This window comes from Pseudomonas sp. BIGb0278, from assembly GCF_024809895.1.
Lineage (GTDB): Bacteria > Pseudomonadota > Gammaproteobacteria > Pseudomonadales > Pseudomonadaceae > Aquipseudomonas > Aquipseudomonas shirazensis.
On the sequence record NZ_JANUEL010000008.1, the window covers coordinates 63,481 to 83,387 of the forward strand.

Sequence of the window (19,907 nt, forward strand, 5' to 3'; positions counted from 1 at the left end):
ATTTCAGGCGCTGGCCCGCTGGTTGAAATATGACCAGTGGAATACCCAGCCGATGATTTCCAGCCCTTGCTCCTGACGCTGCGCCAAGGTGTAGCGCTCGACCGCGTAGTTAAGCTGGTCATGGCTGTGCAGGCATAGGGTGTCGTCGTGCTCGAGGCTGAGACTGTGCACCTTCAGCTGGCCGTTGTGCAGCAGGGCGTAGGTTTGGCCATCGACTACATGGGTGCTGCCGCGGTCGATGGCAATGATCGCGTCCTGCGGGATCATCGGCGCCATGTTGCCGGCGGGCATGAGCATGCAGATCGCTCGCTGAGGGAACACGCCGAGGGTTTCCAGGGACTGTGCCGGCAGGGTCAGGTGGCCCTGCATGTCAGGTGACAGCCGGTTGCCGTGCAGCCGGTACAGGGAGATCCGCAGCAGCCGGCCGTCCAGGTCGAGCAGCGAGGTGGGTTGGTGCACTGCCTCGGCGCAGACGCCGCTCTGGCGCAGGATGGCGCTGTGGTATTTGGGCCCTACGCCGTTCATCAGCCAGCGCCGGTGCACGCAGAACAGATCGGCCATTTCGTCCATGCGTGCCAGAGGCACACCGCGTTTGAACCAATTGTTGACGTGCTGGGGGGTAACGCAACGCTGGGCGGCGAAATCGGAAGGGGTCAGGTCGCATTCTTGCAGGAGTGCCTTGAGGCGGTCGCCGGATGTCGTCATGGGCGAAGTTTAACGGGGGCAGAGCGGCAGGAAAATGAACTGAGGGTTTGATTTTGTTGTGGGAAAACAGAGGGTTTGTAGGAAGGATCCTAGGACGGATTTTGTGCGAGGGAATCTGCAGCAGGGAAGAGTAGGCATGAAAAGGGGCGCAGAGCGCCCCTAGACACATGGTCTGAACGGCATCACCGCTCAGACTTGTTCGGCTCAGCCCTTGTAGGCAGCAACCGATTTGGTGATCGCTTCACGGGCGGCATCGGCGCCGGCCCAGCCTTCGATCTTGACCCATTTGCCCTTCTCGAGATCTTTGTAGTTCGCGAAGAAGTGCTCGATCTGCTGGATCAGCAGCGCTGGCAGGTCGGTGTACTCTTTGACGTCGACGTACAGCTGCGACAGCTTGTCGTGCGGGACAGCGATGACCTTGGCGTCGCCGCCGCCATCGTCGGTCATGTTCAGCACGCCGACCGGACGGGCGCGGATGACCGAGCCTGGCGCTACCGGGTACGGAGTCACGACCAGCACGTCGAGCGGATCACCGTCGTCGGCCAGGGTGTTGGGGATGAAGCCGTAGTTGGCCGGGTAGAACATCGGGGTGGCCATGAAACGGTCGACGAACAGGGTGTCGCTGTCCTTGTCGATCTCGTATTTGATCGGGGCGTGGTTAGCCGGGATTTCGATGGCGACGTAGATGTCGTTCGGCAGGTCTTTGCCAGCCGGAATCTTGCTGTAGCTCATTGGGCAGGGCCCCCGTGTCTGTTCAGAAAATTGGCGGCGATTATAGGCATATTCCGCCAGTGCACGCCACGCCCTGCCTGATGTGTGGCCAGCTCAGGGCTGACTGGCGCAATACTGCGGATCTTCGGCCTGCAGCCGGCTCAGGCGGGCCAGCGGGTCCTGCCGGTAGAACTGGACCAATTGCTGATAGACCTGCGGATACGCCTGTTGTAGCAGGTCAGGCCCACTAAAGAAGTATTCGCTGGTGACGGCGAAAAACTCTGCAGGATTCTCCGCGGCATACGGGTCAATTGCGGTCTCGGCATCCGGGTTGGCATCAAGCTGGCGGTTGAGGTCGTCGTAGGCGCTCTGCATCGCAGCCGACCAGTCGCCGACGTGCATGCCGTGGTGCAGTGGCGGCAGGCCGTTGGCATCGCCATTGAGCATGTCGAGCTTGTGTGCCAGCTCGTGGATCACCAGGTTGTAGGCCTCCCAGCCGCCACCGGCGAGTACCCCGTCCATTGCCAGAATGACCGGCCCCTGTTGCCAGGCTTCGCCGCTGTGCTCGCCGTCATAGACGTGCTCGACGCCGCTGGCATCGCGGTGGCGCTGGGGGCTTTTGAAGTCGTCGGGGTAGAGGATGATCTCGTGAAAACCCTGATACCAGTCAAGATCCCCCAAGTGCAGCAACGGCAGTTGCGCCTGGGCGGCGAGCAGCAGGCGCTGCTCGTCATCCAGTTCGACCCCGGGCAGGCAGGTCAGGTGTTTGGCATGCAGAAACAGCACGCAGGCCTCACGCAGCCAGTGGTCTTCCTCGGCGGTCATGCCATCGAGCACCGGCAGGCGCTGGCGCACGGCCTGCCACAACTGCGCGTCGATTGGGTAGCGCGCCAGGGTGCGCCGGCGCCGCCAGGCGCGTAACGACCACATGTGCCGATCAGTGCGCCTTGGCCGCGCGACCGAAGCGGCCACGCAGCAGGCCGAGCAGCATCGGCACCAGCGACAGGACGATGATCACCACCACCATCAGCGACAGGTGCTGCTTGATGAACGGCACGTTGCCGAAGAAGTAGCCCAGGGTGACCAGGCCGCCGACCCAGAGCAGCGAACCGGCCACGCTGAAAGTCAGGAAGCGCGGGTAGTGCATGTGGGCGATGCCGGCGACAAACGGCGCAAAGGTGCGCAGGATCGGCAGGAAGCGCGCCAGGGTCACGGTCTTGCCGCCATGCTTGTCGTAGAAGTCATGGGTCCGCTGCAGGTAGTCGCGGCGGAAGATCTTCGAGTTGGGCTTGTTGAACAAGCGTTCACCGGCTGTGCGGCCTATCACGTAGTTGGTGCTGTCGCCGAGGATCGCTGCGGCCATCAACAGGCCGGCCAGCAGCACCGGGTCCATGCCACCACCGGCGGCCACTGCACCGGCAATGAACAGCAGCGAGTCGCCCGGCAGGAATGGCATCACCACCAGCCCGGTTTCGCAGAAGATCACCGCGAAGAGAATGGCGTAGATCCACGGGCCGTAGTTGTTCACCAGCAGATCAAGGTAGGCATCGAGATGCAGGATGAGGTCAAGCGGGTTGAAATCCATGTACAGCACCTGTGTTCTTGACCCGCGACAACGGGCGCGCAAAGACGGAAATCGGCTACGCATGTGTGAGCGTAGGTAAACTTTCACACATGTAAAAAAGGGATTATACGGACAAGCTGGGATCGTGCCCGGGGAGATTGTAGCGGCGGATTACCGGCCGGCGGCAAAGGCCGTGGCGCTGGTGTCTGCAGCAGCGGCTGCACGCCGCTGCCACAGCGCGATCAATCCGAGTTGATCGGCAGGGTGTAGTTCTTGAACTCGGTGTCCTCGCGAAAGCCCATAGACTCGTAGGTTTTCATGGCGACCTGATTGTCGGTGCTGGTCGATACGCGCATGCGCACGGCGTTGGTTTCCTTGGCCATCTTCTTTGCTTCACGCATCAGGTGGTCGGCTACCAGCATTCGCCGGGCATCTTCGGCGACATAGATGTCATTGAGGATCCACACACGCTTGAGCGACAGCGACGAGAAGCTTGGATACAGCTGGCAGAAGCCCAGCAGCTTGCTGTCGTCGACATCGTCATCGGCGAAGGCCAGATAGATCACCGACTCCTCCAGCCGCAGGCGCTTTTCGAGAAAGCTGCGTGAGCTGTCCGGGTAGGGCAGTTGCCCGTAGTACTCGCGGTATTTGACGAACAATGGGTTGAGCAGGTCGAGATGTGCCAGGGTTGCCTTGATGATGCGCATGTACGGCCCTCAGAGTCCATTTAGGCAAACGACAGGTTGCCGACAACGTTCGCGCCCATGCTGCCCCAAAGCAGGCGCGAAGCGCAATCCAGCCGCCAGCAGTGATGACTACTGTTCGCCGAGCAAAAAGTTACCGCGTTTTGCGCTGGGGTCTGACGAGTCGAGGCTCAGTACCTCGGCTTCGTCTTTGAGGTTCACGCCCGACAGCTGGCGCCGACACGCTTCGCGCATCAGATACAACAGGCGATGCGCGGCCATGCCGTAGCTCAACCCCTCTAAACGCACGTTGGAGATGCAGTTGCGATAAGCATCGGTCAGGCCGACCTTGGGCGCGAAGGTGAAGTACAGGCCCAGGCTGTCGGGCGAGCTCAGCCCCGGTCGTTCGCCGATCAGCATGACCGTCATGCGTGCACCGAGCAGCTGGCCGACCTCGTCGGCGACCGCGACGCGGCCTTGTTCGACCAGCACCACCGGTGCGCTGCTCCAGCCATCGGCTGCGGCCTGCTCTTCGAAGCGGCTGAGAAACGGCAGGGTATGCCGATGCACCGCCAGCGCAGAAAGGCCATCGGCCACGACGATAGCCAGATCGACCCCTCCGGGGTTGGCCTTTACGTGCTCGCGCAGTTGTTCGACCGAGGCTTCATTCAACCGTCGACCCAGGTCAGGGCGCTGCAGGTACTGGTCGCGATCACTGGCGGCGCTGTGCAGCAGCAGGCTTTCGCGGCCGCGGTCGCTGAGCTGACTGCGCAGCCCGGCGTGGTCGAACGGCAGGTGCACGGCATCGCGGGCCTGGGCGTGGGCGAACTGGAAATCCAGCTGGGCGCTGGTCGGCAGGCTGATGCCGCTGCGGCCCAGGGCGATGCGCGCCGGAGTCAGGCTGCGCAGGGCCAGCCAGGGGTTGTCGGTGGTTGGTGTGTGCTGATCCATGGTCATCCCTATGCGAGCTGCGCCAAGGCCTGGCGGAAAGCGGGCGGCAGGTTGTCGCCAAAGCGAATGCGGCCATCGGCCTGGGTGAAGATGCCGGTGCGCTCCAGCCAGGCTTCGAATTCCGGCCCGGGCTTGAGGCCAAGGGTCTGGCGCGCGTAGAGGGCATCGTGGAACGAGGTGGTCTGGTAGTTGAGCATGATGTCGTCGGAACCGGGGATGCCCATGATGAAGTTGATCCCGGCGACCCCCAGCAGGGTCAACAGGGTGTCCATGTCGTCCTGATCGGCTTCGGCGTGGTTGGTGTAGCAGATGTCACAACCCATCGGCACACCGAGCAGCTTGCCGCAGAAGTGGTCTTCGAGGCCGGCACGGATGATCTGCTTGCCGTTGTACAAGTACTCCGGGCCGATGAAACCGACCACGGTATTGACCAGAAACGGCTTGAAGTGGCGCGCCACGGCGTAGGCGCGGGTTTCGCAGGTTTGCTGGTCGACGCCATGGTGGGCGTTGGCCGACAGCGCGCTGCCCTGGCCGGTCTCGAAATACATCAGGTTCTGCCCGACGGTGCCACGCTTGAGCGACAGGCCCGCGTCATAGCCTTCCTGCAAGACATTGAGGTTGATGCCAAAGCTGGCGTTGGCCGCTTCGCTGCCGGCGATCGACTGGAACACCAGGTCCAGCGGCACGCCGCGGTTGATCGCCTCGATCGAGGTGGTGACGTGGGTCAGCACGCAGGCCTGGGTCGGGATCTGGTAGCGCTGGATGATCGCATCGAGCATTTCCAGCATGGCGCAGATCGACGAAATGCTGTCGGTGGCCGGGTTGATGCCGATCATCGCATCGCCGTTGCCGTACAGCAGGCCGTCGAGAATGCTCGCGGCGATCCCGGCTGGCTCATCGGTCGGATGGTTGGGCTGCAGGCGGGTCGACAGGCGTCCGCGCAAACCCATGGTGCCGCGAAACTGAGTGACTACGCGGATCTTCTGCGCGACCAGGATCAAGTCCTGTACCCGCATGATCTTCGACACCGCCGCGGCCATTTCCGGGGTCAGGCCAGGGGCGAGGGCGCGCAGGCTGTCTTCATCGGCCTGCTCGCCGAGCAGCCAGTCGCGCAGGCCGCCGACGGTCAGGTGGCTGACCGGGGCGAAGGCCTCAGCGTCGTGGCTGTCGATGATCAGTCGGGTAACTTCGTCCTCTTCGTAGGGGATCAGCGCTTCGCTTAAAAAGTGCGTGAGGGGGATATTGGCCAGGGCCATCTGCGCGGCGACGCGTTCGCCGTCATTTTCAGCGGCGACTCCGGCGAGGAAGTCACCGGAGCGGGCCGGGCTGGCCTTGGCCATGACTTCCTTGAGACTGTCGAAGCGGTAGACCAGATTGCCTACCGTGTGTACGAAACTTGCCATACAGACTCTCCAGAGCGCCGCAGGCAGGGCCTGCGGCGCATAGCGGCAATCAGTGCAAGGCCTCTTCGGCCTTCTGGATCGCAGCGAACTCTTCTTCCGGTGTGCCCGCTACCAGGTGGTGACGGCTGTAGAACGCAAAGTAGGCAATCAATACTGCATAGATCACCGCAGCGCCAATTACCACTCGCGGATCGACCAGGAACCCGGCAATCACCGCCACACAGGCCAGCACCAGCGCCACGCCCGAGGTGAAGATGCCGCCTGGGGTGCGGTACGGGCGGTCCATTTTCGGCCGGCGGATACGCAGGGTGATGTGCGCCGCCATCATCAATACATACGACAGCGTCGCGCCGAAAACCGCGACCAGAATCAGCAGATCACCTTGACCGGTCAGCGACAGCGCGAAGCCGATGATGCCCGGGATGATCAGCGCCAGCACCGGCGCCTTGCTCTTGTTGGTCTGCGACAACTTGCGCGGCAGGTAGCCGGCGCGCGACAGGGCGAAGATCTGCCGGGAGTAGGCATAGATGATCGAGAAGAAGCTGGCGATCAAACCGGCCAGGCCGACCAGGTTGACGAAGCCGCCCATCCAGGTCGAACCGCCGTAGGCTTTCGACAGGGCTTCAACCAGCGGGTTGCCGGAGGCTTTCAGCGCTTCCGAGCCGGCTCCGCCGGGGCCGATCACCAGAATCAGCAGGGCAAACGCCAGCAGCACCAGCATCGCGCCGATCAGGCCACGCGGCAGGTCACGTTTCGGGTTCTTGGTTTCTTCGGCAGCCAGCGGCACGCCTTCGACCGCGAGGAAGAACCAGATCGCATAGGGGATTGCCGCCCACACACCGAGGTAGCCAAACGGCAGGAAACTGCTGGCGCCGGCGGCGTTGGTTGGAGCGATGTCAAACAGGTTGGCCGCATCAAAATGGGGCACCATGCCGAGCAGGAACACCACCAGGGCAATCGCTGCCACCGCGGTGATGATGAACATCAGCTTCAATGCCTCGCCGACCCCAAAGATGTGGATGCCGATGAAGATGATGTAGAAGGCCAGGTAGATCATCCAGCCGCCAATGCCGAACAGCGACTCGCAGTAGGCGCCGATGAACACCGCAATCGCCGCGGGGGCAATGGCGTACTCGATAAGGATCGCGGTGCCGGTGAGAAAACCGCCCCACGGGCCGAACGCACTGCGGGCAAAGCCGTAGCCACCGCCGGCGGTAGGGATCATCGACGACAGTTCGGCCAGCGAGAAGCACATGCACAGGTACATCGTCGCCATCAGCAAGGTGGCGAGGAACATGCCGCCCCAGCCGCCTTGGGCCAGGCCGAAGTTCCAGCCGGCGTAGTCACCGGAGATCACATAGGCGACCCCGAGACCGACCAGCAGGACCCAGCCGGCGGCGCCTTTTTTCAGTTCGCGTTGCTGGAAATAGTCGGAGCCGACCTTTTCGAAATCGACGGAAGAAGTAGCCGGCGTACCGGCGGGATGATCGCTTGGCATTGGATTCACCAGTTATTTTTTTTGGGGGCCGAAGGGAGTGCGGCCACTTGGTGATTTGTCTTGCATGAAGCGCGCCAGAGCGGTTGCTGCTCTGGGGGTGTGGTGTGTCATCGCCATTTTGCGGCCCTTCGCGGGCAAGCCCGCTCCCACAGTCGCCTGTAGGAGCGGCCTTGTGTCGCGAAAGGGCTGCAAAGCAGCCCCCGGGCGTATTTAGAAGAAGCCCAGCGGATTGATGTCGTAGCTCACCAGCAGGTTCTTGGTCTGCTGATAATGATCAAGCATCATCTTGTGCGTTTCGCGGCCAACCCCGGACTTTTTGTAGCCACCAAACGCGGCGTGCGCCGGGTACAGGTGATAGCAGTTGGTCCACACCCGGCCGGCTTTGATGCCACGGCCCATGCGGTAGGCGCGGTTGATGTCGCGGGTCCAGACCCCGGCGCCGAGGCCGAACTCGGTGTCGTTGGCAATCGCCAGCGCTTCAGCTTCGTCCTTGAAGGTGGTGACACTGACCACCGGGCCGAAGATTTCTTCCTGGAACACGCGCATCTTGTTGTTGCCCTTGAGCAGAGTCGGCTGGATGTAATAGCCGGTGGCCAGGGCGCCTTCGAGTTTTTCCACCTTGCCGCCGCTGAGCAGCTCGGCGCCTTCGGCCTGGGCGATGTCCAGGTAGGAGAGAATCTTCTCGAACTGCTGCTGCGAGGCCTGAGCGCCGATCATGGTCTCGGTGTCCAGCGGGTCGCCACGCTTGATCTGCTTGACCTTGTTCAGCACCGCTTCCATGAACTGCGGATAGATCGATTCCTGGACCAGCGCCCGCGATGGGCAGGTGCACACTTCGCCCTGGTTGAAGAATGCCAGCACCATGCCCTCGGCGGCCTTGTCGATAAAGCTCGGCTCGGCCTGCATGACGTCTTCGAAGTAGATGTTCGGCGACTTGCCGCCCAGTTCGACGGTGGACGGGATGATGTTCTCGGCAGCGCATTTCATGATGTGCGAACCGACTGGGGTCGAGCCGGTGAAGGCGATCTTGGCAATGCGCTTGCTGGTCGCCAGCGCTTCGCCAGCCTCACGGCCATAGCCCTGCACCACGTTGAGCACGCCAGGTGGCAGCAGGTCGCCGATCAGTTCGACCAGCACGGTGATGCCCAGCGGGGTTTGCTCGGCGGGCTTGAGCACCACGCAGTTGCCGGCAGCCAGGGCCGGGGCGAGCTTCCACGCGGCCATCAGGATCGGGAAGTTCCACGGGATGATCTGGCCGACCACGCCCAGCGGTTCGTGGATGTGATAGGCCACGGTGTTTTCATTGATTTCGGCAGCGCCGCCTTCCTGGGCACGGATGCAGCCCGCGAAGTAGCGGAAGTGGTCGACCGCCAGCGGGATGTCGGCGTTGAGGGTTTCGCGGATCGGCTTGCCGTTGTCCCAGGTTTCGGTGATGGCCAGCAGCTCGAGGTTCTGCTCGATACGGTCGGCAATCTTCAGCAGTACGTTGGAGCGATCCTGTACCGAAGTGCGGCCCCAGGCATCGGCAGCAGCGTGGGCGGCGTCCAGCGCCTTGTCGATGTCTTCGGCAGTCGAGCGCGGGAATTCAGCGATCAGCTTGCCGTTGACCGGCGAGGTGTTTTCGAAATATTGACCTTTGACCGGAGCTACGAACTCGCCACCGATGAAGTTGCCGTACTGACGCTTGAAGTTGACCTTGGCGCCGTCGGTACCGGGATGTGCGTAACGCATGGTGTCTCTCCTGGTTAGTTATGTTTGTTAGGGAGTTATCAAGCGTAGAGCAAAGGTCGGGCCAGCGCCTGCCAGGCCTTGTAGATCAAGGGCTTGGCCCAGTGCTGCGTGCGTCATGGCCAGGCGTTGTGCCAAGGCTGGCACGCGCTGGGTGACACTTTGTACCGTCGGCGGTACAGCCTGTGTCGGCCACGTCAGCGCACCATTGCAAAGGCTTCCCGGGTGGAGGATGCTGGCCACAGACTGTATCTGCGGAGTCCAACAACAAATGCAGAACACCACGTTCAGCCAGCATGCCCAGCAGGTCCTGACCACCGCCCGCGGTGAAGGCAACGGCCCCGCCAGCGACCCTTCCATTGCCCGCTCGTGGCTGCGTTGCCTGGAGGACTACCACCTTGATCCTGCGCGCAGCCAGGCGCCGGTGGTGCTTGAGCATGGGCGCCTGCTGGAGACCCGCGAGCGCCTGCGCCAGGTGCTGCACATTGCCGACGGCGAGATGAACAGCCTGCACCAGCAGCTCTCTGGCGCCGGCCATGCGGTGCTGCTCACCGATGCCCACGGGGTGATCCTCAACTGCGTCACGGCGCCCACCGAGCGGCGTATCTTCGAGCGCGCCGGGCTGTGGCTGGGGGCGGACTGGAGCGAAGCCAGCGAGGGCACCAACGGCATCGGCACCTGCCTGGTCGAGCGCCAGGCGCTGACCATTCATCAGAATGAACACTTTCGTGGCCGCCACACCGGCCTGACCTGCTCGGCGAGCCCGGTATTCGACCCGCACGGCGAACTGCTGGCGGTGCTCGACGTGTCCTCGGCGCGGGCCGACGTGTCGCGTCAGAGCCAGTTCCACACCATGGCGCTGGTCAACCTGTCGGCGAAGATGATCGAGAGTTGCTACTTCCTGCGCCACTACCAGCACCAATGGCTGCTGCGTTTTCACCTGCAGGCAGAGTCGGTCGGGCTGTTCAGTGAAGGCTTGCTTGCCTTTGATGGCGATGGCCGGATCAGCGCGGCCAACCAGAGCGCGCTGAACCTGCTGGGCAGCATTCGCAGTGGCGTGCTGGGCAAACCGATCGATATGTTCTTTGCCTGCAACCTCGACGAGTTGCTCGGCCGCGCGACGCCGCAGGGCAGTACCGCCTGGCCCCTGCACACCCGCGATGGCCGTCAGGTCTATGCCAGCCTGCGCGGGCAGGCACCGGTAGCGGCCTGGGCCGTGCCCGCCGCGCAGCCCTTGCCGGTGGTGGCGCCAGCAGCGCAGATCTGCCTGCTCGACCCGGCCCTGCAAACCGACTTTGGCCGCGCCCTGCGCGTGTTCGAGCGCGATGTGCCATTGCTCCTGCGTGGTGAAACCGGCTGCGGCAAGGAGGCCTTTGCCCAGGCTGTGCACCAGGCCAGCCAGCGCCGGCACAAGCCGTTTGTGGCGATCAACTGCGCGTCGATCCCGGAGAGCCTGATCGAGAGCGAGCTGTTCGGTTATCGCGGCGGCAGCTTTACCGGAGCGCGCAAGGAAGGCATGCGCGGCAAGCTGCTCCAGGCGGATGGCGGCACCTTGCTGCTGGACGAGATCGGTGACATGCCGCTGGCCTTGCAGACGCGCCTGCTGCGCGTGCTGGAAGAACGCCAGGTAGTGCCCATCGGCGGCGAGGCGCAGGCCGTGGATGTGCGCATCATCAGCGCCACCCACCGCGATCTGCTCGAGCGGGTCGAGCAGGGCAGTTTTCGCGAAGACCTCTACTACCGCCTCAACGGCCTCGAAGTGCCCTTGCCAGCAGTCCGCGAGCGTAGCGACAAGGGCCAGTTGCTCGACTTCATCCTGGCGCAGGAGGCCGATGGCCAGCCGCTTGAGCTGGCGCCGGCGGCCCGCGAGGCGCTGCTGGCCTTCGCCTGGCCCGGTAACGTGCGCCAGTTGCGCAACGTGCTGCGTACGTTGGTGGCGCTGTGTGACGATCGGCGCATCGGTCTGGCTGACCTGCCGGCGATCATCACCCGCACCGCTCCGGCAACGGCTAATGCCAGCGTGGCCGCGCCGTTGGCCGATGCCGAGCGCGAAGCGCTGCTGGCCACCCTTGAACAACTGCGCTGGCACCTGACCCATGTCGCCAGCCACCTGGGCATCAGCCGCAACACCCTGTATCGCAAACTGCGCAAACACGGCATCACCCGAGTCAGTTGAAGCTGAATCAGCGGGTGCGAATTGGCGCGCCCTGGGCTACCCTGCCTCGACGTTTTGCGAGGTCGATCATGCACATTCATATTCTCGGTATTTGCGGTACTTTCATGGGCTCCCTGGCCGTGCTGGCGAAAGAGCTCGGCCATCGGGTCACCGGCTCCGATGCCAATGTCTATCCGCCGATGAGCACCCAGCTCGAAGCCCAGGGCATCGAGCTGATCCAGGGCTATGACCCGGCGCAGCTGGAGCCAGCCCCTGATCTGGTGGTGATCGGCAACGCCATGTCGCGTGGCAACCCGGCAGTCGAATATGTGCTGAACAAAGGCCTGCCGTATGTTTCCGGCCCGCAGTGGCTGGCCGACCATGTGCTGCAAGGCCGCTGGGTCCTGGCTGTCGCCGGCACCCATGGCAAGACCACCACCAGCAGCATGCTCGCCTGGGTGCTGGAGCATGCGGGCATGAGCCCGGGCTTCCTCATTGGTGGCGTGCCGCAGAACTTCTCGGTGTCGGCGCGTCTCGGCGATACGCCGTTCTTCGTGATCGAAGCCGACGAATACGACAGCGCCTTCTTCGACAAGCGCTCGAAGTTCGTTCATTACCACCCGCGTACCGCGATCCTCAACAACCTTGAGTTCGACCACGCCGATATCTTCCCCGACCTGGCCGCCATCGAGCGTCAGTTCCATCACCTGGTGCGGACCATCCCGAGTGAAGGGCTGGTCATTCATCCGACCACCGAGCAAGCCCTGGAGCGGGTGATCGGCATGGGCTGCTGGACGCCGGTGCAGACCACCGGTGCTGGCGGGCAGTGGCAGGCGCGCCTGCTCAGCGCCGACGGCTCGCAGTTTGAAGTGCTGTTCGAAGGCGTGGTGCAGGGCACCGTCAATTGGCCGATGACTGGCCAGCACAACGTTGCCAATGCCCTCGCGACGCTGGCTGCGGCGCGTCATGTCGGCGTCGTTCCGGCGATGGCCATCGACGGACTGAATGCCTTCAAGAGCGTCAAGCGGCGCATGGAGAAGGTTGCTGAAGTACAGGGCGTGACCATCTATGATGACTTCGCTCACCACCCGACCGCGATTGCCACCACCCTCGATGGCCTGCGCAAGCAGGTCGGTGAGGCGCCGGTGATCGCCGTGATCGAACCCCGTTCCAATTCGATGAAGCTCGGTGCGCACCGCGACGGCCTGCCCGAGAGCGTCAAGGATGCCGACCAGGTGATCTGGTATGCCCCGGCCAACCTCGGTTGGGATCTCGCCGCGACTGCTGCGCAGTGCAAAGTGCCGGCGATTGTCGCCGACAGCCTTGAGGCGATCATCGAGCGGGTCAAGGGCCAGGCGCGCCCCGGGACCCATGTGGTGATCATGAGCAACGGCGGCTTTGGCGGCCTGCACGGCAAGCTGGCCGAGGCCTTGAAGTGAACGGCCCGCAGCGCATTACCCTGGCCATGACCGGCGCCTCCGGCGCGCAATACGGCCTGCGCCTGCTCGATTGCCTGGTACGGGAAGACCGCGAGGTGCATTTTCTGATCTCGAAGGCCGCCCAGCTGGTAATGGCCACCGAGACCGATGTGCAGCTGCCGCCCAAGGCGCAGGCGATGCAGACCTTCCTCACCGAATACACCGGCGCTGCCTCCGGGCAGATTCGCGTGTACGGCAAGGAAGACTGGATGTCGCCGGTTGCGTCCGGCTCCGGCGCGCCTGCGGCCATGGTCGTGGTGCCGTGCTCGACCGGGAGCTTGTCGGCGATTGCCACAGGTGCCTGTAACAACCTGATCGAGCGTGCCGCCGACGTCACTTTGAAGGAGCGCCGCCAGCTGATTCTGGTGCCGCGTGAGGCGCCGTTCTCGACCATTCACCTGGAGAACATGCTCAAGCTGTCGCAGATGGGCGCGGTGATTCTGCCTGCAGCGCCTGGGTTCTACCATCAGCCGCAGACCATCGATGACCTGGTCGACTTTGTCGTCGCGCGGATTCTCAACCTGCTGAACATCCCTCAGGACATGCTGCCGCGCTGGGGCGAGCATCACTACGGAGTGGATGATTGAGGCGGGCTCTGCTGGCCTTGCTGGTCGCTACTTCGCTGGGCGGCTGCGCCACCGTGCGTACGCTGGATGCGAACAAGCCTGGGGCGCCGGTGGTATACGCCGGCACCCGTCTGGATTGGTATGTGATGAAGGGTGGCTGCTGCCCTGCGGATCGCTTTGGAGCGCAAGCCCCGGCTTATCCGGCGCTGGACCTGCCCGGCAGCGCACTGCTCGATACCCTGTTGCTGCCGCTGTCGTTGCTGACTGCACTGGGCGTGGGCTTCAACGCATCAGGTGGGCTGTGAGATTGCCGGGGCAGCCCCCGGCAATTGCTTAGTTTTTACCCAGTTTGCGCAGTTCGTCCGACTCGATCACGCGGATACCGTCTTCTTCTTCTAGCGCCAGGCGCCACAATGCCCGGGCCAGGGTACACGCCTCGATGCCACCGTACTTGCCAGGCAGCAGCCGGGCAATCGGCGCGGCCAGGCGCTCGGCGAGGCGCGGTTCAATCCGCTCACCGAGCAACAGCGATGGCCGCACGATGGTCAGCTGTGGCCAGTCCTGCGCTTTCAGCGCCTCTTCCATTTCGCCTTTGACCCGGTTGTAGAACACCGACGACTTGGGGTCTGCGCCAATGGCGCTGACCACCAGCAGATGGCGTGCACCCATTTCCCGCGCACGTTTGCTGAAGGCCACCACCATGTCCAGATCGACAGCGCGAAACGCCGACTCCGAGCCCGCCTGCTTGATGGTAGTGCCCAGGCAGCAGAAGGCGATATCGACTCGGCCGCCCAGTTGCGGCAGAAACACCGCAGGGTCGCCGACCGGGTTTTCCAGGTGTGGATGCTCTGCCAGCGGCCGGCGCGTTGGCGCCAGCACGCGGCTGATGGTGGGTTCATTGAGCAGCCGGTCAAGCAGGTGTTCACCTGTCAGGCCAGTTGCGCCGGCGATCAGGACATGCTGAGGCGTCAAGTACATGATGTCTCTCCCTTGTTACACACAGCTTAGCGCCTGGCAGGTGGTTTTGCCTGCGGCGGTACGGCTGTCTGAGCTTCATTGCGCAAGGCTTCTTCGGCCTGCTGCTGGCGCAGCCGTTGCCAGTGTGCCAGTACTGCGGGCGGCGCCCACAGCTGCGGTTCAGAGGCCTCGAAACCTTCCCTACGTTCCCGTTCGGCAACGCTGGCGCGCGCCAGTTCAAACGCCTGTTTCAAGTCGTCGGTCTGATTCAGGGCTTCAGCGAACAGGGCGTCGCCGAAATAGGTGAAGTCGGCCTCTTCCGAACAGCCAAATGACACCCTGTCCGGGCGCGCGGCGGTCATGATCAGGGTCCGCTCATCTTTCAGTGGCGGGATATAACCGCCGGAGTAGCAGGCCGAGATCACCACCACCTTGTCGCGGTCTTTGAGCGGCGCGAGGGCGCTGGCCAGCTCATCGGCGGAGAGATCGGCCAGTTGCAGGCGCGGCTGGTCGAGCACCAGCTGGTGATCGGCGCTGCCGTGGCTGGTCAGGTAGATGAAGATCAGGTCTTCCGGGCCGCTGCGCTCGGCCAGGGTTGTGGCGGCGCGGGTGAGGTTCTGGCGGGTGGCCATTGGCCGATCGGCCAGGTGATCGCGGTGGTTGACCAGGGTGATCTGGCCGCTGGCACCAAAGCGCACCTTGAGCATGTTGCTGACATAGTCGGCTTCACGCATGAACACACTTTGCTGGCCATCACCGGCCAGCACCAGGCTGTACAGCTGGATCGGCGCCTTGGATGGCGGCACCTGGGCCAGCGCGTCCTTGAGCAGCTTGCCCTGATTGAGCAGGGCAAGGTCGAGCGGGTCGGGCAGCAGCTTGCTCTGTTCGTCGCGCACACGCACGCCCTTGACCCAGTAGCCGCCCTCGATGCGGCCGTCGGCCTGGATCAGGCGGCCATGGCCCTGGTAGGCGTCGTCGGCAAAACCGCCGATGTACTGGCTGCCGTCCGCCAGGTGCAGGCGGCCTTCGCCCGAGAACCGCCAGTTGCGAAAGCCGCCCTTGTAGCGGCTGCCATCGCTGCCCAGCAGCTCCCCCTGGCCGTCCAGCGAGCCATCGCTGAACTCACCGATCCAGACGTCGCCGTCGGCGTTTTCGAAGCGGCCGCGGCCTTGCAGGCGGTTGTCCTTGAATTCGCCGATGTACTGCTCGCCATCGGCGCTGTCGTAAGTGCCGCTGCCTTGCAGCTGGCCATCGACGAAGTAGCCACTGAACTGATTGCCGCTGGCATCGCTGCGCACCCCGGCGCCGTTCGGCTGGCCCTTGGCGAACAGGCCCTGGTACTGGCTGCCGTCGGTCAACTTGAGCTCGCCGGCGCCATGGTACTGGTCGTCCTTGAACTGGCCACGGTAGACCTGATCGTTCTGTTTGAGGGTGCCTTCACCGTCGCGCCGGCCATGCTTGAAGGTGCCTGAGTAGTGGCTGCCGGGCGTGGTCAGCTCGCCCAGGCCCTCGAACAGGCCGCTGGCGAACTGGCCGCGGTAGACCTCGCCGTTGCTGCCATGCCATTCGCCCTGGCCATGCCACTGGCCGTTGGCGAAGGTGCCGGCGTACCAACTGCCATTGGGGTAGTCGATGCGGCCCTCGCCCTGCAGCAGGCCATTGACCACCTGGCCACGGTAGCGGCCACCGTCAGGCAGGCGGGCGTCTGGCGGCGACAGTGGTTCGCCGTCGCCACAGGCAGCAAGCAGAACGGTGAGGGCGAGGGGCAGCAGTGCACGCATGGCGGATCTCGGCGATAGATGTGCCGAGTATGCCGCACAATGCGTGGGCTGAGACAGTGCCCAGCCAGCAATCGCAGGGCCGCGTGGCAGCCCCGTCAGTGGCTCAGACGAAACACAGGGTCAACGGCTCGGCGATATAGGCCGGCTTGTCTTCGCCTTCGATTTCCAGGGTAGCGAGGATCTTCAGCAGCCACTGGCCAGGCTTTTTCTCGGTCGCCTCCTTCAGCTCGACCTTGAGACGCACATTGCTGTCGACCTTGACTGGCTGGATGAAGCGCACGCTGTCCAGACCATAGTTGACGATCATCTTCATACCCTCGGGCAGCACGAGGATGTCTTCCATCAGCTTGGGGATCAGCGACAGGGTCAGAAAGCCATGGGCGATGGTGCTGCCGAACGGAGTCTTGCTGGCTTGTTCCGGGTCGACGTGGATGAACTGGAAATCGCCAGTGGCTTCGGCGAACAGGTTGATGCGTTGCTGATCGATGGTCAGCCAGGCGGAACGTCCCAGTTCCTTACCAACATACTGCGAAAGCGCTGCAACAGGTACATAGGGCATCGTGACTCTCCAGGTTGTCGTGTCTGCTCAAGTGGTACGCGCGTGCAAGATCATCATGTTGGCAGCGCGCGGTCAAGCAACCATGTGCTGGCCACGCCCCCGGCCACGCGTGTTTATAATGGCCGCCATGCCCCAAGGAGAAGCTTATGCTGTTGCGTGGATTGACCTGGCTGGTGTTGTTTCAGTTGCTGGGTACGGCACTCAATCACCTGCTGGTGCCGATTCTGCCTGGGCCGATCATCGGCCTGTTGCTGCTGCTGGTATTTCTCATCGCCCGCGGCGAAGTCGGCAAGCCGTTGAACGAAGCGGCCTCCAGCCTGTTGCGTTACCTGCCGTTGCTGCTGGTGCCGCCTGCAGTTGGTGTGATGGTCTATGCCAAAGACATTGCGGCTGACTTCTGGGCCATCGTCGGCGCGTTGGTGCTGTCTTGCCTGCTGACCCTGGTATTCGTCGGGGTCTTGATGCAGAAGCTGATCCAGCGCCAGAGCAAGCCGGAGGAGCACCCATGATCCTCGATTGGCAAGGCGCACTGGATGCCGTAGTGCACCATCCGCTGTTTGGCATCGGCATCACCCTGGGTGCTTACCAGTTGGTGCTGGCGGCCTTCGAGAAGACCCGTTGGATCTTTTTGCAGCCGGTGCTGGTCTCGATGGTGGTGGTGATTACTATCCTGCTGCTGTGCGGCATCGATTACAGCGAGTACCGCAAGAGCACCGAGATCATGAATATCCTGCTTGGCCCGGCCACGGTCGCGCTGGCGGTGCCGCTGTATCTGAACCTGCGGCGGATTCGCCAGTTGTTCTGGCCGACCTTTACTACGCTGGTAATCGGAGGGGTGTTCGCCACCGGTGCCTGTGTGCTGCTGGGTTGGTGGTTCGGTGCCGAGCACATGATCCTGATGACCATGGCGCCCAAGTCGGTGACCTCGCCGATTGCCATGCTGGTGGCCGAGCAGATCGGCGGCGTGGCCGCGCTGGCGGCGGTGTTCGTGTTGATCACCGGGGTGATCGGGGCGATTTTCGGCCCGGCGCTGCTCAGCCGTTGTGGTGTGCACAGCGCCGAGGCGCGGGGGATGTCGCTGGGGATTACCGCACATGCGGTAGGCACCTCGGTGGCCCTGCAGGAAAGTGACGAATGCGGCGCCTTTGCGGCGCTGGCGATGAGTTTGATGGGTGTGGCCACGGCGGTATTCCTGCCGTTGGCGGTTAGCCTGGTGGCTTGAGGATTGAACATGACGCTACCGCTGTTTCCGCTCAACACCGTGCTGTTTCCCGGGTGCATGCTCGATCTGCAGATCTTCGAGGCGCGTTACCTGGACATGATCGGCCGCTGCATGAAGCAGGGCGCTGGCTTTGGCGTGGTGTGCATCCTCGAGGGCGAGCAGGTCGGCAAGGCGCCAATGGGCGTTGCGCCGATTGGCTGCGAAGCGCTGATCCGCGACTTCGAACAGCAGGACAACGGCCTGCTGGGCATTCGCGTCGAGGGCGTGCGCCGCTTCGAGGTCGGCCAGACCAACGTGCAGAAAGACCAACTGCTGCTGGCCGAGGTGAACTGGCTGGCCGACAGCGCCGACAGCGCCTTGAGCGAGGAAGATGATGACCTGGTGGCGCTGCTGCTGGCCCTGGGTGAGCATCCAATGGTCGCGGCGCTGGATATGCCGCGCGCCGAGGGGCGCCAGGCGTTGGCCAACCAGTTGGCCTACCTGCTGCCGTTTATCGAAGAAGACAAGCTCGAGCTGCTGGCGATGGACTCGCCGCAGCAGCGCCTGGCCGCGATTCAATCGCTGCTCGAGCGCATGCAAGGCGAGCTGTTTGCCTGATCAGGAGCGCCTGGCCAGGCGCTCCTTCACACTCAGTACTGATAGCGCAGTAGTGCGTGGGGCAGGGCGTACAGGGCAAAAAACGCCAGCAATGCCACGCACGCCGGGAGGATCAGCCACCACACCCGCAGCGGTAGCGCCGTCAAAGGCTGGCGCCACTGCACCAGGGTCAGGCTGAGGGCGCAGATACAGCAGGCCAGCAGGGCCCCGGCAAGGATATCGGTCGGCCAGTGCGCGCCCAGGTAGACCCGCGACAGGGCGATGGACAGCGCCGGGATGCAGCCGAGCATGATCCAGGTCAGGCGCATCCGCGGCGGTTGCCCGCGGCCGGCCAGTACCGCCATCACCAGGAAGAACGCAAACGAGGCCGAACTGTGCCCGCTGGGCATGCTGTAAGTGGTTAGCGGGTCGCTGAGCACTTCTGGTCGGGCTCGGGCAAACAGCCATTTCAGCGTGCCATTGGCAATCGCGGTGCCCATCAGGGCGCTGCCGGCGAAGACCGCATGGCGCCATTGCCGGGCCAGCAACAGCAGGCCGGTCAGCAAGCCGCCGAGGAACAGTTGAGTGCGGAAGTCGCCCAGGCGGGTGACGATCACCACGATGCCGTCGAACGCCTGGCTGCGGTGCTCCTGCACCAGAGTCATCACGCCCTGATCGAACTCATGCAGGAACGGCCAGCCGAGAAACACCCCGGCCAACGCCAGAAAACTCATCCCGGCGATCAGCCGGGTCCCGTGGCGCTGGTCGCGAATGCTGCTGCTCAGGCTCAGGCCGATCAACACGGCCAAGGTGCCGGCGATGATCCCTGCATCCAGCCAGAAGCCTTCCGGCAGCGGCAGGCGCATCGCCGCGCCGGTCGCCCAGCCAGGCAGCAGATAAGCCACCGACCAGCCGGCGCCGGCCACCAGGCTCACCGCAATGAAGCGCGGCAACGGCATGTCGAACATGCCGGCGACCATCGGCAGCATCGGCCGCAACGGCCCGATAAAGCGCCCCACCAGCAGGCTGGCGATGCCATAGCGCTGGAAGTAGGTCTCGGCGCGGCCGATCCACTCCGGGTGATGGCGGATCAGCGGCAAGCGCCGGATGTTCTGGTGGAAATACTTGCCGATGGCATAGGACATCGCATCCCCGAGCAAGCCGCCGGCAAAGCCCAGCAGCAGTGTTTCGCCCAGGGTGAATGCGCCACTGCCGGCCAGCACCGCAACGGCAAACAGCAATACCGTGCCCGGCACGATGATCCCGGCAATCGCCAGGCATTCGACACAGGCCACCACGAAGATTGCCACGCCAAGCCATTGTGGATTGGCGCTGAGCCAGCCGGTCAGGCTGTCGAGCCATTGGCCCAT

General features: G+C 63.6%; 20 protein-coding genes. 7 read left to right on the forward strand and 13 right to left on the reverse strand.

The window, feature by feature from the left end; all coding sequences use genetic code 11:
• Nucleotides 1–3: 3 nt before the first annotated feature.
• From M2396_RS22090 to M2396_RS22130, 9 genes are all read right to left on the reverse strand, one after another.
• Complete coding sequence (locus M2396_RS22090; RefSeq protein ID WP_259078799.1) at nt 4–705, reverse strand: XRE family transcriptional regulator; 702 nt, start codon at nt 703–705, stop codon at nt 4–6.
• A 204-nt stretch (nt 706–909) separates the two neighbouring features.
• On the reverse strand, nt 910–1,437 hold the full coding sequence (gene ppa / locus M2396_RS22095; protein WP_101322289.1) for an inorganic diphosphatase: 528 nt from the start codon (nt 1,435–1,437) through the stop codon (nt 910–912).
• A gap of 93 nt (nt 1,438–1,530) precedes the next feature.
• Nucleotides 1,531–2,346 carry a zinc-dependent peptidase gene (locus tag M2396_RS22100; RefSeq protein WP_150573579.1) on the reverse strand — a complete coding sequence of 272 codons (816 nt, stop codon included), beginning with the start codon at nt 2,344–2,346 and terminating at the stop codon, nt 1,531–1,533.
• A 7-nt stretch (nt 2,347–2,353) separates the two neighbouring features.
• Entirely contained in the window at nt 2,354–3,001 is a 648-nt protein-coding gene (locus tag M2396_RS22105; RefSeq protein ID WP_101322287.1) for a DedA family protein, read from the reverse strand.
• 221 nt (nt 3,002–3,222) lie between these two features.
• Nucleotides 3,223–3,687 (reverse strand): N-acetyltransferase, encoded by a 465-nt coding sequence (locus M2396_RS22110; RefSeq protein ID WP_101322286.1) that lies wholly within the window; start codon nt 3,685–3,687, stop codon nt 3,223–3,225.
• A gap of 108 nt (nt 3,688–3,795) precedes the next feature.
• Nucleotides 3,796–4,614: an ethanolamine ammonia-lyase subunit EutC gene (gene eutC / locus M2396_RS22115; protein ID WP_150570983.1), complete on the reverse strand. Its 819-nt coding sequence runs from the start codon at nt 4,612–4,614 to the stop codon at nt 3,796–3,798.
• Nucleotides 4,615–4,622: 8 nt separating this feature from the next.
• Nucleotides 4,623–6,017: an ethanolamine ammonia-lyase subunit EutB gene (locus tag M2396_RS22120; protein WP_259078800.1), complete on the reverse strand. Its 1,395-nt coding sequence runs from the start codon at nt 6,015–6,017 to the stop codon at nt 4,623–4,625.
• Between the two features lie 49 nt (nt 6,018–6,066).
• Nucleotides 6,067–7,515 (reverse strand): ethanolamine permease, encoded by a 1,449-nt coding sequence (eat, locus tag M2396_RS22125; protein WP_101322284.1) that lies wholly within the window; start codon nt 7,513–7,515, stop codon nt 6,067–6,069.
• 210 nt (nt 7,516–7,725) lie between these two features.
• The gene (locus M2396_RS22130) at nt 7,726–9,246 is read right to left on the reverse strand and encodes an aldehyde dehydrogenase family protein (protein ID WP_101322283.1); all 1,521 of its coding nucleotides are present in this window, start codon (nt 9,244–9,246) and stop codon (nt 7,726–7,728) included.
• 268 nt (nt 9,247–9,514) lie between these two features.
• Here M2396_RS22130 and M2396_RS22135 point away from each other — a divergent pair, with 268 nt between their 5' ends.
• The 4 genes from M2396_RS22135 (at nt 9,515) to M2396_RS22150 (ending at nt 13,747) form a co-directional block, all read left to right on the forward strand.
• Nucleotides 9,515–11,419, forward strand: coding sequence for a sigma-54-dependent Fis family transcriptional regulator (locus M2396_RS22135; RefSeq protein ID WP_259078802.1), 1,905 nt, complete (start codon nt 9,515–9,517; stop codon nt 11,417–11,419).
• Between the two features lie 68 nt (nt 11,420–11,487).
• The gene (gene mpl, locus M2396_RS22140) at nt 11,488–12,837 is read left to right on the forward strand and encodes a UDP-N-acetylmuramate:L-alanyl-gamma-D-glutamyl-meso-diaminopimelate ligase (protein ID WP_150570980.1); all 1,350 of its coding nucleotides are present in this window, start codon (nt 11,488–11,490) and stop codon (nt 12,835–12,837) included.
• A complete protein-coding gene (gene ubiX, locus M2396_RS22145) occupies nt 12,834–13,463 on the forward strand; it encodes a flavin prenyltransferase UbiX (RefSeq protein WP_259078803.1) in 630 nt (209 codons plus the stop codon). Before mpl ends, ubiX begins: the two co-directional genes overlap by 4 nt.
• A complete protein-coding gene (locus tag M2396_RS22150) occupies nt 13,460–13,747 on the forward strand; it encodes a YceK/YidQ family lipoprotein (RefSeq protein ID WP_101322279.1) in 288 nt (95 codons plus the stop codon). Before ubiX ends, M2396_RS22150 begins: the two co-directional genes overlap by 4 nt.
• Before the next feature lie 28 nt (nt 13,748–13,775).
• Here the strand turns inward: M2396_RS22150 and M2396_RS22155 are convergent, their stop codons facing one another.
• From M2396_RS22155 to M2396_RS22165, 3 genes are all read right to left on the reverse strand, one after another.
• Nucleotides 13,776–14,420, reverse strand: a complete 645-nt coding sequence (locus M2396_RS22155; protein ID WP_101322278.1) for an oxidoreductase — start codon at nt 14,418–14,420, stop codon at nt 13,776–13,778.
• 26 nt (nt 14,421–14,446) lie between these two features.
• The gene (locus M2396_RS22160; RefSeq protein WP_259078804.1) at nt 14,447–16,180 is read right to left on the reverse strand and encodes a C13 family peptidase; all 1,734 of its coding nucleotides are present in this window, start codon (nt 16,178–16,180) and stop codon (nt 14,447–14,449) included.
• Between the two features lie 103 nt (nt 16,181–16,283).
• Nucleotides 16,284–16,739: a MaoC family dehydratase gene (locus tag M2396_RS22165; protein WP_101322276.1), complete on the reverse strand. Its 456-nt coding sequence runs from the start codon at nt 16,737–16,739 to the stop codon at nt 16,284–16,286.
• Between the two features lie 146 nt (nt 16,740–16,885).
• Between M2396_RS22165 and M2396_RS22170 the strand changes: the two genes are divergently transcribed.
• The 3 genes from M2396_RS22170 to M2396_RS22180 are packed head-to-tail and all read left to right on the forward strand — an operon-like array spanning nt 16,886 to nt 18,558.
• On the forward strand, nt 16,886–17,248 hold the full coding sequence (locus M2396_RS22170) for a CidA/LrgA family protein (protein WP_101322275.1): 363 nt from the start codon (nt 16,886–16,888) through the stop codon (nt 17,246–17,248).
• Nucleotides 17,245–17,961 carry an LrgB family protein gene (locus tag M2396_RS22175; RefSeq protein WP_101322274.1) on the forward strand — a complete coding sequence of 239 codons (717 nt, stop codon included), beginning with the start codon at nt 17,245–17,247 and terminating at the stop codon, nt 17,959–17,961. Before M2396_RS22170 ends, M2396_RS22175 begins: the two co-directional genes overlap by 4 nt.
• Nucleotides 17,962–17,970: 9 nt before the next feature.
• Nucleotides 17,971–18,558, forward strand: coding sequence for an LON peptidase substrate-binding domain-containing protein (locus M2396_RS22180; RefSeq protein ID WP_101322273.1), 588 nt, complete (start codon nt 17,971–17,973; stop codon nt 18,556–18,558).
• 32 nt (nt 18,559–18,590) lie between these two features.
• Here M2396_RS22180 and M2396_RS22185 read toward each other — a convergent pair whose 3' ends face one another.
• The gene (locus tag M2396_RS22185) at nt 18,591–19,907 is read right to left on the reverse strand and encodes a bifunctional DedA family/phosphatase PAP2 family protein (RefSeq protein ID WP_150570977.1); all 1,317 of its coding nucleotides are present in this window, start codon (nt 19,905–19,907) and stop codon (nt 18,591–18,593) included.

Coding starts and splice junctions, on each gene's coding strand:
- M2396_RS22185 (WP_150570977.1), bottom strand. CDS start 19,907: ATGGGCCAATGGCTCGACAGCCTGACCGGCTGGCTCAGCGCCAATCCA.
- M2396_RS22165 (WP_101322276.1), bottom strand. CDS start 16,739: ATGCCCTATGTACCTGTTGCAGCGCTTTCGCAGTATGTTGGTAAGGAA.
- M2396_RS22090 (WP_259078799.1), bottom strand. CDS start 705: ATGACGACATCCGGCGACCGCCTCAAGGCACTCCTGCAAGAATGCGAC.
- M2396_RS22155 (WP_101322278.1), bottom strand. CDS start 14,420: ATGTACTTGACGCCTCAGCATGTCCTGATCGCCGGCGCAACTGGCCTG.
- M2396_RS22160 (WP_259078804.1), bottom strand. CDS start 16,180: ATGCGTGCACTGCTGCCCCTCGCCCTCACCGTTCTGCTTGCTGCCTGT.
- M2396_RS22135 (WP_259078802.1), top strand. CDS start 9,515: ATGCAGAACACCACGTTCAGCCAGCATGCCCAGCAGGTCCTGACCACC.
- eutC (WP_150570983.1), bottom strand. CDS start 4,614: ATGGATCAGCACACACCAACCACCGACAACCCCTGGCTGGCCCTGCGC.
- M2396_RS22170 (WP_101322275.1), top strand. CDS start 16,886: ATGCTGTTGCGTGGATTGACCTGGCTGGTGTTGTTTCAGTTGCTGGGT.
- M2396_RS22180 (WP_101322273.1), top strand. CDS start 17,971: ATGACGCTACCGCTGTTTCCGCTCAACACCGTGCTGTTTCCCGGGTGC.
- eat (WP_101322284.1), bottom strand. CDS start 7,515: ATGCCAAGCGATCATCCCGCCGGTACGCCGGCTACTTCTTCCGTCGAT.
- mpl (WP_150570980.1), top strand. CDS start 11,488: ATGCACATTCATATTCTCGGTATTTGCGGTACTTTCATGGGCTCCCTG.
- M2396_RS22120 (WP_259078800.1), bottom strand. CDS start 6,017: ATGGCAAGTTTCGTACACACGGTAGGCAATCTGGTCTACCGCTTCGAC.
- M2396_RS22100 (WP_150573579.1), bottom strand. CDS start 2,346: ATGTGGTCGTTACGCGCCTGGCGGCGCCGGCGCACCCTGGCGCGCTAC.
- M2396_RS22105 (WP_101322287.1), bottom strand. CDS start 3,001: ATGGATTTCAACCCGCTTGACCTCATCCTGCATCTCGATGCCTACCTT.
- M2396_RS22110 (WP_101322286.1), bottom strand. CDS start 3,687: ATGCGCATCATCAAGGCAACCCTGGCACATCTCGACCTGCTCAACCCA.
- ppa (WP_101322289.1), bottom strand. CDS start 1,437: ATGAGCTACAGCAAGATTCCGGCTGGCAAAGACCTGCCGAACGACATC.
- M2396_RS22175 (WP_101322274.1), top strand. CDS start 17,245: ATGATCCTCGATTGGCAAGGCGCACTGGATGCCGTAGTGCACCATCCG.
- M2396_RS22130 (WP_101322283.1), bottom strand. CDS start 9,246: ATGCGTTACGCACATCCCGGTACCGACGGCGCCAAGGTCAACTTCAAG.